Origin of the sequence: Cycloclasticus pugetii PS-1 (assembly GCF_000384415.1) — a bacterium.
GTDB classification, from domain to species: Bacteria; Pseudomonadota; Gammaproteobacteria; order Methylococcales; family Cycloclasticaceae; genus Cycloclasticus; species Cycloclasticus pugetii.
Genome location: NZ_ARVU01000001.1, coordinates 2,150,669 through 2,165,966 on the forward strand (window position 1 = coordinate 2,150,669; position 15,298 = coordinate 2,165,966).

Annotated in this window: 13 protein-coding genes; 3 read left to right on the top strand and 10 right to left on the bottom strand. The window is 43.2% G+C overall.

All coding sequences use genetic code 11. The features are described from left to right. Positions 1 to 336: 336 nt before the first annotated feature. From CYCPU_RS0110510 to CYCPU_RS0110520, 3 genes are read left to right on the top strand one after another with little or no spacing between them, the layout of a single operon-like run. Positions 337 to 1,284 (top strand): bile acid:sodium symporter family protein, encoded by a 948-nt coding sequence (locus CYCPU_RS0110510; protein WP_020162676.1) that lies wholly within the window; start codon positions 337 to 339, stop codon positions 1,282 to 1,284. Positions 1,285 to 1,332: 48 nt separating this feature from the next. Beyond that, positions 1,333 to 1,926, top strand: a complete 594-nt coding sequence (locus tag CYCPU_RS0110515; RefSeq protein WP_020162677.1) for an HvfX family Cu-binding RiPP maturation protein — start codon at positions 1,333 to 1,335, stop codon at positions 1,924 to 1,926. 7 nt (positions 1,927 to 1,933) lie between these two features. Beyond that, positions 1,934 to 3,457 (top strand): FMN-binding glutamate synthase family protein, encoded by a 1,524-nt coding sequence (locus CYCPU_RS0110520; RefSeq protein WP_026362670.1) that lies wholly within the window; start codon positions 1,934 to 1,936, stop codon positions 3,455 to 3,457. Here CYCPU_RS0110520 and cobB read toward each other — a convergent pair. From cobB to CYCPU_RS0110570, 10 genes are all read right to left on the bottom strand, one after another. Continuing rightward, positions 3,449 to 4,153, bottom strand: coding sequence for a Sir2 family NAD+-dependent deacetylase (gene cobB, locus CYCPU_RS0110525; RefSeq protein WP_020162679.1), 705 nt, complete (start codon positions 4,151 to 4,153; stop codon positions 3,449 to 3,451). The genes CYCPU_RS0110520 and cobB overlap by 9 nt on opposite strands. Then, positions 4,140 to 4,985 (bottom strand): SDR family oxidoreductase, encoded by an 846-nt coding sequence (locus CYCPU_RS0110530; RefSeq protein WP_020162680.1) that lies wholly within the window; start codon positions 4,983 to 4,985, stop codon positions 4,140 to 4,142. The genes cobB and CYCPU_RS0110530 overlap by 14 nt, the downstream gene beginning before the upstream one ends. A gap of 2 nt (positions 4,986 to 4,987) precedes the next feature. Further along, positions 4,988 to 6,226, bottom strand: a complete 1,239-nt coding sequence (locus CYCPU_RS0110535; RefSeq protein WP_020162681.1) for a glycosyltransferase — start codon at positions 6,224 to 6,226, stop codon at positions 4,988 to 4,990. A 73-nt stretch (positions 6,227 to 6,299) separates the two neighbouring features. Then, positions 6,300 to 8,384 (bottom strand): elongation factor G, encoded by a 2,085-nt coding sequence (gene fusA, locus CYCPU_RS0110540; protein WP_020162682.1) that lies wholly within the window; start codon positions 8,382 to 8,384, stop codon positions 6,300 to 6,302. Positions 8,385 to 8,517: 133 nt separating this feature from the next. Continuing rightward, on the bottom strand, positions 8,518 to 9,141 hold the full coding sequence (locus CYCPU_RS0110545) for a glutathione S-transferase family protein (RefSeq protein WP_020162683.1): 624 nt from the start codon (positions 9,139 to 9,141) through the stop codon (positions 8,518 to 8,520). 86 nt (positions 9,142 to 9,227) lie between these two features. Next, positions 9,228 to 10,526: an ammonium transporter gene (locus CYCPU_RS0110550; RefSeq protein WP_020162684.1), complete on the bottom strand. Its 1,299-nt coding sequence runs from the start codon at positions 10,524 to 10,526 to the stop codon at positions 9,228 to 9,230. Next, positions 10,527 to 10,865, bottom strand: coding sequence for a P-II family nitrogen regulator (locus CYCPU_RS0110555; RefSeq protein ID WP_015006845.1), 339 nt, complete (start codon positions 10,863 to 10,865; stop codon positions 10,527 to 10,529). A gap of 138 nt (positions 10,866 to 11,003) precedes the next feature. Next, positions 11,004 to 12,191 (bottom strand): hypothetical protein, encoded by a 1,188-nt coding sequence (locus CYCPU_RS0110560; protein ID WP_020162685.1) that lies wholly within the window; start codon positions 12,189 to 12,191, stop codon positions 11,004 to 11,006. 16 nt (positions 12,192 to 12,207) lie between these two features. Next, positions 12,208 to 12,984: an outer membrane lipoprotein-sorting protein gene (locus CYCPU_RS0110565; RefSeq protein ID WP_015006847.1), complete on the bottom strand. Its 777-nt coding sequence runs from the start codon at positions 12,982 to 12,984 to the stop codon at positions 12,208 to 12,210. Next, positions 12,981 to 15,278 (bottom strand): efflux RND transporter permease subunit, encoded by a 2,298-nt coding sequence (locus tag CYCPU_RS0110570; RefSeq protein ID WP_020162686.1) that lies wholly within the window; start codon positions 15,276 to 15,278, stop codon positions 12,981 to 12,983. The genes CYCPU_RS0110565 and CYCPU_RS0110570 overlap by 4 nt, the downstream gene beginning before the upstream one ends. Positions 15,279 to 15,298: the final 20 nt, after the last annotated feature.

Here is a 15,298-nt window from a genome sequence, read left to right on the forward strand (position 1 = left end):
CGTTACCTGCCTATTTAAGCAAGCTAATTATTTCTTATTAGGTAGAAAATCACTTAGTCCTCACTTCCCTGTGAGCACTATAAGCACTTACAGCTAGCGACTGGCCGCTCATTAACCATGCGTAATATTGGTTACAGGATGGCGAACCAGCCCGTCAATTGATGAAGGAGGCAGCTAAATTAAGCGATAGTCTTTTAATGCCCTTATCAACCGCTTTACTCTCTATTGCATAAACCACAGTCCACATACAAAATACTATCGAACCCACACTGCTATTGCCGCGTTTAATCCATAAATAGCTGTGTTATTTGCTGCTAAACACTTATCCTTAAGCCCATGAAACTACTTAACCTCATTTCTCGCGGCATGGCGCCACTAACGCTCATATGCGCTGTGATCGCATTTTATCAACCCGCTATTTTTTTAATTTTTAAAGATTATTTTCTCTGGTTTTTTGCCGCCTCTATGTTTGCCTTGGGCGTAGTGTTAAAACCTGATGAATTAAAAACAACAATAAAAACTCCCAAACCGATCTTAATTGGTATCTTAAGCCAATACAGTATTATGCCCCTACTCGGCGCGACCGCCGCTTGGTTGGCGGGTTTACCAGCAGAAATAGCTTTAGGCGTTATTATTGTCGGTTGCGCACCCGGCGCAATGGCCAGTAATGTTATCGTATTCTTGGCCGGCGGAGCCGTCGCTTTCTCTGTCACGCTCACCACCATAGCAACATTCTTATCGCCTGCCTTAACTCCATTATTAGTTGAATGGTTAGGCGGCACTTACCTGCCAATTCCCTTTTGGCCGATGATGAAAACCATCTTACTAACGGTTTTACTGCCACTCACCTTTGGCATGCTGATTAGAAAAACCCTAGGTCAACATGCAAGGCCGCTCATTGAGTTCGCCCCTTCTATGGCTTCACTGGCCATTATTATTATCTGCGCTTATGCCGTTGCTGCTAACCACGACCGTTTAAATAGCATTACCCCTGAGTTGTTTTTAGTTATTATTTCCGTCAATGCACTGGGTTATTTACTCGGTTGGAGCATTGCAAAGTTTTCTCACTTTAGCGGCCCTTATCGCTTAACACTCGCGATAGAAATCGGCATGCAGAATGCTGGCTTAGGCGTGGCACTTGCCCTTAAACACTTTTCCCCCGAAACAGCCTTACCCGGTGCGTTGTTTGCTGTTTGGTGCATCCTAACCGGTGCGGGTGCTAGCGCTTGGCTACGCCACAAACAACGGTTAAACGCGTTAACAGACGAGGCAGAAAGAACTTAGTTTATCAATGGGTCTATTTTACTGACCGAAATAAATTAAGGACTACCCATGATTAAATGTATTAACAAACTTCAATCTGTCTTAGATAGTACTCGCTCAGTGGATTTTTTGGCACCGTTGGCATTAAGGCTCTATCTTGCACCCATTTTTTGGCTCGCTGGCACCCAAAAATTAGCGGCTTTTGATAGCACTGTCGACTGGTTTGGCAATGCTGATTATGGCTTGGGCTTACCTTTCCCCTATTTTATGGCTGCTGCTGCAACTTGGGTAGAAATTATTGGCGCCGTTCTTTTACTTATTGGCCTTGCTGTTAGGTGGGTTTCTATTCCGTTAATGATCACCATGGCTGTTGCTGCTGTGACCGTGCATTTACCCAATGGTTGGTTAGCCATTGCTGAAGGCGGCGGCTTGTTTGCCAATGAGCGAACTCGTGGCGCTGTTGAGCGTCTCAACGTTGCAAAAGAGATTCTTCATGAACACGGGAATTACAACTGGCTCACCGAGAATGGTAGTGTCGTTATCTTGAATAATGGTATTGAATTTGCGAGCACTTATTTCATCATGTTACTTGTACTATTTTTTATGGGTGCGGGAAAATACCTTAGTTTAGATTTTTGGATTGCTAAAAAATTTAAGGGATAATTAAATTATGGATAGTCTATTTTCAATGAATATTGCACTTTATTTATCAAGATCCATTGAGTTCTTAAGTGCTGCCTTTGTCTTTGCGTTGACCGCATTCCTCATACTTTCGGTTATTCTTTACGTCAAAGACCGCACGCAAAAAAAATCGACTATTTTAAGAAACTACCCGCTCATAGGCCGCTTTAGGTTCTTGTTTGAAAAGGGAGGTGAGTTTTTTCGACAATATTTCTTTGCCATGGACCGTGAAGAACTGCCTTTTAACCGCGCTCAACGAAGTTGGGTTTATCGGGCTGCAAAAAATTTAGATGCCACCGTAGCTTTTGGTTCAACCAAAGACCTACGACAGCCCGGTGCTATTATTTTCGTTAATTGCCCCTTTCCAAAACTGGAACATGAAAACGCTGCCTTAGGCCCAATCATGATAGGCCCCTATTGCAACAAACCATATTCAACGTCATCGGTTTTTAATATTTCGGGAATGAGTTTTGGCGCTATTTCCAAGCCTGCAGTACAGGCGCTTTCACACGGCGCTAAAAAAGCCGGCTGTTGGTATAACACCGGCGAAGGTGGCCTGTCCCCTTACCATTTGGAAGGTGATTGTGACCTGGTTTTTCAAATTGGTACCGCTAAATATGGCGTTCGCGATCAGCACGGACAATTAAGTGATGAGAAACTCGAATCGATTGCCCGACACCATCAAGTTAAAATGTTTGAAATTAAGCTCAGCCAAGGGGCTAAACCAGGAAAGGGAGGCATTTTACCCGGTTTAAAAGTCAGCCAAGAAATTGCCGATATTCGTGGCATACCCGCCGGTATGGATTCAATCAGCCCAAACCGTCACGTTGATGTTAATTCAACCACTGAGCTTTTGGATTTAATTGAACATGTCCGCCATGTAACCGGCAAACCGGTTGGCTTTAAAACCGTTGTCAGTTCGTGGCAATGGCTTGAGGAGCTGTGTGAATTAATCTGTTCTCGTGGCGAAGAATCCGCTCCCGACTTTATCACTATTGATGGTGGCGATGGCGGAACCGGTGCAGCGCCTATGTCATTAATTGATAATGTCGGGCTAACGCTTACTGAGTCATTACCAGCGGTTGAGAATACCCTTCTTAAATATGGCCTTCGTAAACGTATTCGTATTATCGCTTCCGGCAAACGTATTAACCCTGCTGAGGTCGCTTGGGCTTTGTGCGCAGGCGCCGACTTTATCACCTCAGCGCGTGGTTTCATGTTTGCTCTCGGCTGCATACAAGCCCTGCAATGCAATAAAAACACCTGTCCAACGGGCATCACTACACACAACCGTGACCTACAACGTGGTCTCGATCCAGCGAATAAAGCAAATCGCGTTGCTAATTATCAAAAGAACTTAGTTAAAGAGGTGTCTACTATTGCTCATTCGTGCGGTGTTTCAGGGCCAAGACGCTTACACCGGCACCACGCTCGTATCGTCATGCCAGATGGCATGTCCGTTCCATTAAACGAGTTACAGCCTTACCCTGACACCGCTATTAAATTACATTAATTGGCGTAAGTAGCTTGCAACGACTTCACTTGCAGGGCCATAGATTTTTTCTTTAAACTCTGACTCAACTTGAGAGGGCTCAAGGTTAAGCTCTACTGTATGGGCTCCGGCTTGATTAGCCATTTCTACAAAACCTGCAGCAGGATATACATTGCCCGATGTCCCTATTGACAGAAACAAGTCACATTCGATAATCGCTCTGTAAATCTCATCCATTTGATAGGGCATTTCGCCAAACCAAACAATATCTGGTCGCAGGGTCTTTTGTTGCCCGCAGCACTCACACACCGAGTCTTCATTTAAATTTTCATAAACTGTAAATCGTTTTTCGCTCTGCTTACAAAAACACTTCAATAACTCGCCGTGCATATGGATAATATTTTTTGTGCCTGCTCGCTCATGTAAATTATCTATATTCTGCGTTACCACTAATACAGACAGTTCATTGTTTTTTTCTAGCTCAGCGATTGCAAGGTGCGCATCATTTGGTTTCACCTTATCACTTAATAACTGCTGCCGACGCATATTATAAAAATGGTGAACCAATGCCGGGGTTCTTGCAAAGCCTTCAGGCGTAGCCACCTCTTCTATTCTATGCTCTTCCCAAAGCCCATCACTGGCTCTAAAGGTTTTAATGCCTGACTCCGCCGATACCCCTGCACCGGTTAATATAACGATTGATTTAGCGTTCTTCATTCATCAAAGCCTCATAGCCTTGTTCATAGCTCGCATACTTAAACTGGTAGCCGCCCTCGGTTAATTGCCGACTATCTATTCGCTTATTACGACTAGCCGTTTTATCTAATATCTTTGCACTACAAGAGGCTAACCCTAGTTTTTTTGTGATATAGCTTGCCACATTCCATTTTTCGGCAGGATCTAGGTCAGAGGCCAAATAAATACGCTCTAAGCCTTCATCATTCAACTGTTTAGTTAGCAAAAATTCAAGTACGCCGATACAGTCTTCTCGATGAATTCGGTTTGTATAATATGGAGGGACTTTTTGAATCTCTGTGCCTCTTTTAAGCTGATTTATAAAGTAGTTTGAACGCCCATAAATTCCAGAAAACCTAATCACTGTTGCATGCTCATTAAACGCTAAAAACTGATCTTCAGCTTGCAATAAAAGCCGCCCTCTTTCATCCATTGGCTCTGTCGCTGACTGCTCACTCACCCACTCCCCTTGTTGCTGAGCATATACCCTTGTGGATGATATAAAAAAAATCGGTAGTGTAGGGTTTTGCTGCTTTAATGCACTCAGCACATGCTCTACCCCTGTTTTGAACACATCTTTATATGCAGAAATGTCTCGCCCTGTAGGAGACAATATATAAACAAGGCCATCAACATTAAAGTCTAACGCACCCACCTGTTCAGCGTTTGTCAGATCCGCCTGAATAAAATGAATATCTGAGGACTGAGTCTGCAAGGTTCTTCTCACCCCAGTAACTTCATGCCCTGTCGCCGCCAGCCTTTCAGCTAACCCCGTACCTACATCACCACACCCCATCACCATGATTTTCGCCATAATTATTCTTTTCTTTTATTTTTTTCTTCTATCCAAAGAGACATGTATTTTGTGCTTTTCATTAAATGATGTTTCAGCATAGCACCTTGAAAGTTTTGCAGGCGATGGTCTGCTAACTGATTTTTCACCGATATAATCCTTTCTATTAGCGGCTGCATAAACCGTGTTGATGAATAACACTGTTGCAATATATCCATACCTTGCGATTGGCATGTTTGCCACATCGACTTATTTGTATACAACTTCACTGCTAAGTCTGCAAACGCCTGCGGCTCATCTTCAACAAAACCGTTCCATGGCAAATCTCCATGCATAGCCTCTGCCCCTACTGATGAGGTAACGCTCGGTGTACCGTTCTCCATCGCATCTAATAATTTGCCTTTCAAGCCCGCTCCAAAACGCAACGGCGCTAAACATACTCGCGCACGTTGCATCACGGTTTCCACATTATCTGCCCGTCCTTTTATATAGAAACCATCTTTTTCTTTATTCAGCTGAAACGCTTTGGGGGGTGGATAGGCACCATAAATGAATAACTCTGCTGCCGATAACTGTTGCCTAATACGCGGCCATATTTCTTGCTTTAAATACTGCACAGAGTCCCAATTTGGCGCGTGCTTAAAATTACCAATACAGATAAAGCCGTTGCGCTCTTCATAGCTAGGCCAATTGTTAGCCTTATTCTGGGCATCTTTAGTATCTACCATAAAGGGGTGGTAATGAATCAAGGACTCATCCACTTTAAATACCGAGCTCAATAACGTCATCTCATAGCTTGAGATAATTAATGTTAGGTCTGTACGCAAAATACTCGCAATCTCTCGATAAGCGACATCGTTCATTAAATCAGCCTGATTAAAATCCCTAGCTTTTTTTACTGCTATCTCACGTGCACTGCGTAAACAGTGTAGGTCTGATGTTTCCAGCATCGACATCGCTGTTGGGCAATGCTTTTCTACCCGCCAGGAGAATTGTTCTTCCACCATAAATCGGTCATACAGAACGATATCTGGCGATAAATTGCTGATAAATACATCAAATTTAGCATCATTAACCGCAATACTTTGTCGTTTAATATTGAGCGATTCAAGCGGGTAACAATGCTCAGATGCCATTGCTGTGCAAGCATAGGTGATGGACCAGCCTTGCGCGTGAAACTGCTTTAATAAATCCATCATTCGCCGGCCCGCTGCAGACGATGTAGGCTCTGGCCAAAGAGCGGCGACAATTAATACCTTCATACGTTTATTTTATAGTGTTGCATAAAAAAGGGCCGGTAAAAACCAGCCCTTTTATTATTTACCGCGTACTAACTTATTTATTAGCTTCACGCTCTTTGGCTTCTTTAATCACTTCTTCAGCCACGTTTTTAGGACAAGGCATATAGTGAACAAACTCCATAGAGAACTGACCACGGCCTGATGTCATCGTACGTAAGTCACCAATGTAACCAAACATTTCGCTAAGTGGTACTTCAGCCTTAATACGTACACCTGTTGCGCCCGCATCTTGAGACTTGATCATGCCACGGCGACGGTTAAGGTCACCAATAACGTCACCGACGTGATCGTCTGGTGTGAACACGTCCACTTTCATGATCGGCTCCATTAACTGCGCGCCCGCTTTAGGCATAGATTGACGGTACGCACCATTCGCTGCTAATTCAAACGCAACGGCTGATGAATCCACTGCATGGAAACCACCATCCATTAAGGTGACTTTAACGTCTACACAAGGGTAGCCCGCTAACACACCTTTTGCCATTTGCTTTTCGAAGCCTTTTTCAACCGCAGGCCAGTATTCACGAGGAACATTACCACCGGTTACTTTTGATTCAAAACTAAAACCTTCGCCTGTTTCAGCTGGCTCAAGAACATAATCAATTTTACCAAATTGGCCTGAACCACCTGATTGTTTCTTATGTGTGTAGCTATCCTCTAAGCGCTTAGTAATGGTTTCGCGGTACGCCACTTGTGGTTTACCCACGCTAACATCAACACCATGTGTACGCTTAAGAATATCAATTTTAATATCCAAGTGAAGCTCACCCATCCCTTTAAGAATAGTTTCACCACTATCTTCGTCAGTTTCAACGCGGAAGGATGGGTCTTCTTTGATCATTTTACCGATCGCGATACCCATTTTTTCTGAACCGCCTTTATCTTTCGGTGATACAGCAATAGAGATAACTGGATCAGGGAATACCATTGGTTCTAAGGTTGCTGGGTTTTTAGGGTCACATAATGTATGACCCGTTTGTACATCTTTCATACCCACCACAGCCACAATATCACCCGCTGTCGCACCTTCTAATTCAATCCGTTCATCGGCGTGCATTTCCACCAATCGACCGATACGCTCTGTTTTACCTGTAAAGGTATTTAGAACCGTATCACCTTTGTTCATCATGCCTGAGTAAACTCGAATAAACGTCAATGCGCCGAAACGGTCATCCATAATTTTAAACGCTAACGCACGTAATGGACCTTTTTCGTCAACGATCGCAAAATTACCTGTTTCTTTACCTTCGTCATCTGTTTCTGGTTGAGGTTTCACTTCTGTTGGATTCGGTAAGAAGTCTACAACTGCATCCAATACTAATTGAATACCTTTGTTTTTAAAGGCAGAACCACAATATGTTGGGAAGAAGTCAAGTGCGATGGTTCCTTTACGGATACAACGTTTGATGTCGTCCATAGAAGGTTCTTCACCTTCAAGGTATGCTTCCATCAAGTCATCGTCTTGCTCAACCGCCATTTCAATCAGTTTTTCGCGGTATTCTTCAACCTTATCAGCCATGTCAGCTGGAGGCTCACTTACTGTGTAGTTTTCAGGCTGACCAGAATCATCCCAAACGTATGCTTTACGTGTTAACAAATCAACAACACCTGTAAAGTCATCTTCAATACCAATCGGTAGCACCATGACTAATGGGTTAGCATCCAACACATTCTCAACCTGATCAACCACACGGTAAAAATCAGCGCCCATACGATCTAGCTTGTTTACAAAAATAACACGCGCTACTTCAGATTCATTCGCATAACGCCAGTTTGTTTCTGACTGGGGCTCAACACCACCAGAGCCACAGAAAACACCCACACCACCATCAAGTACTTTTAATGAACGATACACTTCGATAGTGAAATCAACGTGTCCCGGTGTGTCGATAATATTCATGCGGTGACCGTTCCACTCACAAGATGTTGCTGCAGATTGAATCGTAATTCCACGCTCAGCTTCTTGCTCCATAAAATCAGTTGTCGCTTCACCATCGTGAACCTCACCCGTTTTATGAATTTTGCCGGTTAATTTTAAGATACGTTCAGTCGTGGTGGTTTTACCCGCATCCACGTGGGCGAAAATACCAATATTTCTGTATTTGGATAAGTCAGTCATAAGTCTACGAAGGTTAAGTTAATAAAATGTTATCCAAACATCGCTTCCACGCTTACACCGAAAGTTAAGTAGTTTGAATGAACTCACTATTGTAGCACCTAAGTTAAGTCTAAGAATAGACCAGAATTTATTATTAATTCGCCGCCGTCTCTCTATCCACGACTCTACCAAGTGATGGCCTTGCGCTAATTCGGTCACGGTAAGCGTCTAACTCTTTAGAGCCGGTGGGCATATCAAACGCCTTTGCCCAAAGAAGCGTCTGCGCCACTAGAATATCAATTGCAGAATACGACTCACCTAAGGCAAACGTTTTATTCTCTAAACGCTGCGCCAATACCTTACAAGCTTTTAAAAACTCCCAACGCGCAATCTCAAGAATTTCTGGTACACGCTTCTCTTCAGGAAAAACAAACGTATGCTTTCCAGTCGTCCATAATGGCTGCTCTAACTCTGTGAGCACAAAGAAACACCATTCGTCATATTTTGCCCTTTGCTTGCTATTTGGCATTGGCACTAAGTTTGACGCGGGATACTTATCTCCCAAGTACGTCATAATAGCCGCTGATTCTGTTAGTACAAAACCGTCGTCATCAATCGCAGGCACCTTGCCATCTGCGTGAACCTTTAGATAATCCTCCGCCTGCCCAGCTCCTTTTAACAACTCTATTTTGATGTACTCATAATCGACACCTAACTCTTCCAGCATCCAAACTACACGCGTGCTTCTCGACCTTGGGTAACCATATAATTTAATCATCGTGCTCTCCTAATTTTTCTTATAGCGTGTCCAGACCTCGCATAAAAAACCCGGCTAAGCCGGGCTTTTTATCTCGCTTATTTTGTTTACAGGTTGTAACCCGTTTCCTCATGCGAAACAACATCCAGCCCTTGCTGCTCCGCTTCTTCATCCACTCGCAGACCGCCGGTTAAAGCACCAACAAGTTTCAAAATAATGTAGGTGGAGACAGCTGTAAACACGATGGTTGTTACTACACCAATTGCTTGAACAGATAACTGGCCTGCTATTGATGTAATACCATCGGCAAAACCATAACCGCTAAAAACACCTAACTGGGTGGATGCAAACACAGCGACCACTAAGGACCCCAAAATCCCCCCAACACCATGCACGGGAAAAACGTCTAATGAATCATCAATCTTCAACACACGCTTAATGTACTGTGTGGCGCCAAAACAAACCATTCCCGCCAACAAACCAATGATAAGCGCACCACCTGGGCCCACAAAACCTGACGCAGGTGTAATCGTACCTAACCCTGCAACCATCCCAGTAACGGCACCCAAAGCACTGGGTTTGCCAAATCTTTTCCACTCAATAGCCATCCAGGTAAAGGCCCCCATAGAGGCGGAAATATGCGTCACAATGATGGCCATTGCTGCATCACCACTGGCAGCCAAGGCGCTACCACCATTAAAGCCAAACCAACCCACCCAGAGCATACCTGCACCAGCAATCGTCATTGTTAAATTATGAGGAGGCATTGCTGTTGCTGGGAAGCCTTTCCTAGGGCCAATAACAAGTGCTGCCACTAAGGCCGCAACACCGGCTGTGATATGCACAACAATACCACCGGCAAAGTCATAAACACCCAATGCGCTTAACCAACCACCACCCCAAACCCAATGGGTAACGGGCACATAAACAACCAACAGCCAGATAGCACTGAATAACAGCATCGCAGAAAATTTCATTCTTTCTGCGAAGGCACCCACGATCAATGCAGGAGTAATAACCGCAAAGGTCATCTGGAACATTGCAAATAATGCTTCTGGAATATCGCCCGACAACGTTTCACGGCTAATACCAGAAAACATCACCCTTGATAAATCACCAATCCACGCATTACCTTCGCCAAACGCAAGGCTATAACCGACAATTAACCATAATACAGACGAGACACAGGTAATCATAAAGCACTGCATAAACACAGACAGTACATTCTTAGTACGTACCAGTCCCGCATAAAACATTGATAGGCCGGGGATGGTCATAAAAAGCACAAGTGCTGTAGACGTTAAAATCCATGCGGTATTGGCACCGTTTAATTCCTCAGCACTGGCTAAAGTCGGCAAAAACAACAGACTTAAAAAGAGACAACTATCAATTCCCCTGATCTTCATTTACAAAGCCTCAACGCCTGTTTCTCCGGTACGAATTCGAATCGCTCTTTCTAGATTCGTTACAAAAATTTTGCCGTCGCCAATTTTCCCAGTATTCGCCGCATTAATAATTGCATCAATCGCACTGTCTAACTGCTCTGTCGAAACCGCAATCTCTAACTTTACCTTTGGCAAAAAATCAACGACGTATTCAGCCCCACGATATAATTCTGTATGACCGCGCTGACGGCCAAAACCCTTAACTTCTGTTACAGTAATTCCTTCAAATCCCGCAGCAGATAGAGCCTCTCGCACATCTTCTAATTTAAACGGTTTGATAATGGCTGTTATTAATTTCATACAAAACCTTTTATTATTAATTTAATTTTTCGATTCTGCATCAAAGCCGAGCATTCATCAACCTATTTTGGTGCAAACTGTTGATAGCCGCCTCTTAGCAAAAGCGGCTAGCAATTAAAAATCGGCAACAAGGGTTGATTAAAAGTGGCGTGCAAACTCCAGTTGAATAACATCGTCCTGGCGAAAAGGTGCAAGTGCATCATTGCTAGCAGCGGATATGAATCGCGCCTCTACACTTAATACCCAACTAACACCAATACGCCGGCTTCCCTCAAGGCTATAGAACTGAGTGTTTTGGTCAACATCAGCAATAACGCCAAATAATAGCTCACTTGACGCCGCGTCATTCATTGCTAAACGAGCACCCACAAATATATCATTATCAAAAGCAACGTCTGCACCGCGATCATCGTACAAATATTCCGCTATCAGGCCAACATCAGCAGCAGATTCCATAACACCCACGAAAGTATATTCAAAACCACCTGTAAACGCGTTAAATGTTTCACCTTGTCCACTACGGTGTATCAATTCAACCTTCCAAAGCCACTCATCGAGCGTTGCTTGTACGTCTAGGCCGCTTTGATTAATAAGGTCGTAAAAAGGAACCAACGCGATACCACCCGCGGTCGCTGTAGGAATAATTCTTGGCTCACGGCTCGTGCCATAAAAGTGGGAGACCCCAACATCCCAATCATCAAACGTTTGACTCCAGCGCACAGCATAATCCACATGCTTATCCTTAGAATCAGATTGATAAGCGGTATGATCGTCTATCGCCGGTGTTGGGCGAAAACGCCCCTCTTTGCCTGAAAAAGTTCGCTCTCTAAAACCCGGCAGTACAAACAAATCAACTGTTCCCCAGTCTTTAATAAGCGACAAGTTAAGCATGGTTTGCCCAAGCTTATCTTCACCATCAAAGTTTTCAACCATATCGGACTGATTAATAATATCCACTAAGTGCTGTGATTCGGTCACCCCCCAAAACACTTTGCCAACGCCTAAGCGCACCTCCCAGTCTCGCTCGGCATGAATCCACATCAGCTCACGCAAATCTATATGTGTGCGTTGAGGATCTTGCTCATCCCAACGAAAAAATGAGCTAAAGATAAAAGCATCATCGCCATCATTCCAACTGTGATAAAACTCCGGCGCGGCTGAAAACGATACGCTTGCATCATTAAACTGCTGCTGATCTAGAGCTGACTGCGTGAAATAGCGATACTCCCCCGCTACATACCCAGACCACTCGCTTGCGAAACCGGACGATAAGAAGGCGACCCCGCCTACCAACAGGCCGCCTACCATTGCTTTTTTAAAGCTCATTACTTGTACTCAGTTATTAGCGCGCTCGTTTTAAGCTGCTTTTATTAAAGTCACGATCAGACAAACCTTTTTGAAACTCGTAGTTTGAAAAATCCAAGCGCGTCTCTTTTTTTGTTTGATGGTTTACTGTGTTTAATGAATCAGGGCGCCAATATTTACCCATGTACTGCTGGTAGCCGGTTGCTGTCGTCGTTTTTAACAAGGTATTTTTACGGTCATAATATTCAATTTTTAACGGTTGATACTTTTCTTTACTAATCCAAGCAATTAAACGCGTATATCCTGAATACTTATAGTTAGGCTTAGATTCAACAACAAACACCTCTTCACCATTAATGACTTCATCGCGTAAGTACAAATAGCTGAACTTTGCCACCTCACGGGATGATAAATCTTCAAAGGCAAACTCACTACCCATAAAAGGGCCTGATTTGTTTTTAGATGAAATACGCTTTACTCGTTTTAAAGCTGGCAAATATAACCACTGATCATCTGCCTCTAAAATATGCGTGAAGGATAAAAAAGCAGTGCCTTTAATATCAGCTGGCTCATCAAAAATAGTTAAGCCCTTATCGCCGTCGCCTTCTACCTCAAGGTTTTTAGATCGCATCTTTCTAATACTGACATCACCGTTTGCATTCTTCAGTGTCATCACCATATCTGACGTCATATCGCCAAAACCGGCATCCCTCTTATCGCCTTCTACCGCTATTTCCATACCTTTTTCTTCCGGCGTTTGCGCGCTGGCCATTAACGGCAACAAAAGCACCAATAAACTGACTAATTTTTTCATATTTTTTCCTTATCTAGTTTGAGTAATAAAATAGGTAACAACAGCAAGTCCACCACTAACGCAATCACAATAATCCATGTAGTTAACGTGGCCATGTCTGAATTAAGCGCAAAAGGTGACATCATTAAAACACCAAAGCCAGCACTAAGGATCAGTGTACTAATAGTTAACGCTTTGCCAACGTGGGTAAACGCATAGGTAATCGATTCTTCAGTGCTATAGCCCTTTTCACGCTTGGCACGTAAGTACTTACTTAAAAAATGCACCGTGTCATCTACCACAATACCCAGAGTCATACTGACGACCGATGCCAAGGCCATGTTCACCTCAACATACAATAAGCCCCACAGACCAAAACCAATAATGACGGGGACCAAATTCGGCACCAAACTTAAAAAGCCAATTCTGATAGAACGAAGTGCAAAAACTAGAATCATCGAGATAAGCACTAACGCCAATATAGAACCACTAAGCATGCTTTTGATGTTTTTTTCTGTCAGATGGGCAAATATTAAAATCGCCCCTGAACCTTTTGCTTGCATACTTGCGGGCAAATGGTCCTGCATCCATTGTTGCACACGCTGTTCAAAATCTAACAGCTCAACATTACTCATCTCCTCTACACCCGCTACCAAAAGGGTAGCTGATTTATCAATGTTGACCTGATTATTTAAATCCAAACCATAGGGCAATGACATTTCATATAACAGTAAATACTGCGCAGCCATTTCTCTACTTTCTGGCAACTTATACCAAGCGGTGTCATCCCCATGCATATTCTTATTCAACCGCTTTAAGGTATCGCTTAAAACATACGTATTAATAATTTCTGGCTGTTCTTTAAGCCACTGGGCAAACAGCGCTAAATGCTCTAGATATTGCGGATCACTGATGCCGCCCTTACCTTCAGCTGGTAAAGAGAACGATATTTGAAATAGGCCACCAACGGATTGATTAGCAAAATCAGAATCACCTCTAAACTCTACAGACTCATCAAAATATTTAAGAAATTGCTCTTCTGGTTTATTTAACGTAGCTGCATAAGCTGCAATGAACACAACCACTGCTGACACTAACAAGATAATATTTTGATACCGAATAACAAATTTAGACAAAGATGCTAAACGTTCTACAGCAATATCTTCCCCCGCTTTCACACGGACTGGCAGATAACTCATCATCGCTGGTAAAAACGTTAGCGACAGGCAGAAGGACACAAACACACCTGCTGCCACTAAGTTACCTAGATCATTAAAAGGTGGAGATTCACTAAAGTTTAAGCATAAAAAACCAATCATCGTGGTGGCGCTTGTTAAAAATATAGGTTGTAAATTAATCCGTATACTCTCAAGCAAAGCCTCTTGTTTTGGAACTTTATGCTGCAAGCCATACATAAAAGTAACTAATAAGTGAACACTATTGGCGACCGCTAATACCATAATCATTTGCGCCGATGAAATAGAAGCAGGTGTTAGTTTTATGCCGGCATAACCGCCTAAACCCAAGGCAATTACATCCGAAAAAACAACAATTAATGTAATGCCTATGACTGCACTAAAGCTGCGTAATAACACAAACATAATAACAACCATCAAGAGCAAGCTCACCGGCACTAACAGGGATAAATCATTTTCCCCCGCTTCAACAAAGGCATTATTTAAAAACGCTATGCCGGTAATATAAAAATTAACATTAGGGTAAGCCTTCTCAAACTTAGCCACCATGTCACGTGTGCTAGACACAACGTCTTTTAGCTCTTTATCCGCGTCAACTTTTGGATATTCAATGGTAATATTTAATGCCGTAACTCGGCCATCGGCAGAGACTAACCTCTTCAGTAGTAACGGGTCTGACAAACCGACTTGCTTAATTGTTTCGATATCGACAGCCAGTAAATCTTCGGCTTCCTCATACAAGCTCTCAACAACTAAATCATCGTCTTCTGCATAGGTATTCTGGAAATTTTGCAGCGAATCCACACGTCTAGAATGTGGGGTTTGCCAAGCGGATGTTGTCAGCTCTTCGAGAAGCTTAAGCACCTCTGGCTGAAAAACATCGCCTATTTTTGGCTCAATTAAAATGAAGACGTTATCTGACTTTGTATAGGTATTTTCAACCTTATCGTAAGCCAATAACTCAGGGTTATCATCGGTAAAAAAAGCACGGTAATCATTATCAAACCCTAAATACTGCACACCATTGCCAGCCGCTAGCAACACTAACAGGCTAACAGCAATAATCCATCCACGGTACTTAATAACCCACTGACTAAAATAGCCTTCTAAACGTTCCATCTAACGGTTTCTCTCTAACA

Bases quoted from the DNA above. Each gene is read 5' to 3' on its own strand.
- CYCPU_RS0110520 (WP_026362670.1), top strand. From the start codon at position 1,934: ATGGATAGTCTATTTTCAATGAATATTGCACTTTATTTATCAAGATCC.
- CYCPU_RS0110530 (WP_020162680.1), bottom strand. From the start codon at position 4,985: ATGGCGAAAATCATGGTGATGGGGTGTGGTGATGTAGGTACGGGGTTA.
- CYCPU_RS0110565 (WP_015006847.1), bottom strand. From the start codon at position 12,984: ATGAAAAAATTAGTCAGTTTATTGGTGCTTTTGTTGCCGTTAATGGCC.
- fusA (WP_020162682.1), bottom strand. From the start codon at position 8,384: ATGACTGACTTATCCAAATACAGAAATATTGGTATTTTCGCCCACGTG.
- CYCPU_RS0110545 (WP_020162683.1), bottom strand. From the start codon at position 9,141: ATGATTAAATTATATGGTTACCCAAGGTCGAGAAGCACGCGTGTAGTT.
- CYCPU_RS0110550 (WP_020162684.1), bottom strand. From the start codon at position 10,526: ATGAAGATCAGGGGAATTGATAGTTGTCTCTTTTTAAGTCTGTTGTTT.
- CYCPU_RS0110570 (WP_020162686.1), bottom strand. From the start codon at position 15,278: ATGGAACGTTTAGAAGGCTATTTTAGTCAGTGGGTTATTAAGTACCGT.
- CYCPU_RS0110510 (WP_020162676.1), top strand. From the start codon at position 337: ATGAAACTACTTAACCTCATTTCTCGCGGCATGGCGCCACTAACGCTC.
- CYCPU_RS0110560 (WP_020162685.1), bottom strand. From the start codon at position 12,191: ATGAGCTTTAAAAAAGCAATGGTAGGCGGCCTGTTGGTAGGCGGGGTC.
- CYCPU_RS0110555 (WP_015006845.1), bottom strand. From the start codon at position 10,865: ATGAAATTAATAACAGCCATTATCAAACCGTTTAAATTAGAAGATGTG.
- CYCPU_RS0110535 (WP_020162681.1), bottom strand. From the start codon at position 6,226: ATGAAGGTATTAATTGTCGCCGCTCTTTGGCCAGAGCCTACATCGTCT.
- CYCPU_RS0110515 (WP_020162677.1), top strand. From the start codon at position 1,333: ATGATTAAATGTATTAACAAACTTCAATCTGTCTTAGATAGTACTCGC.
- cobB (WP_020162679.1), bottom strand. From the start codon at position 4,153: ATGAAGAACGCTAAATCAATCGTTATATTAACCGGTGCAGGGGTATCG.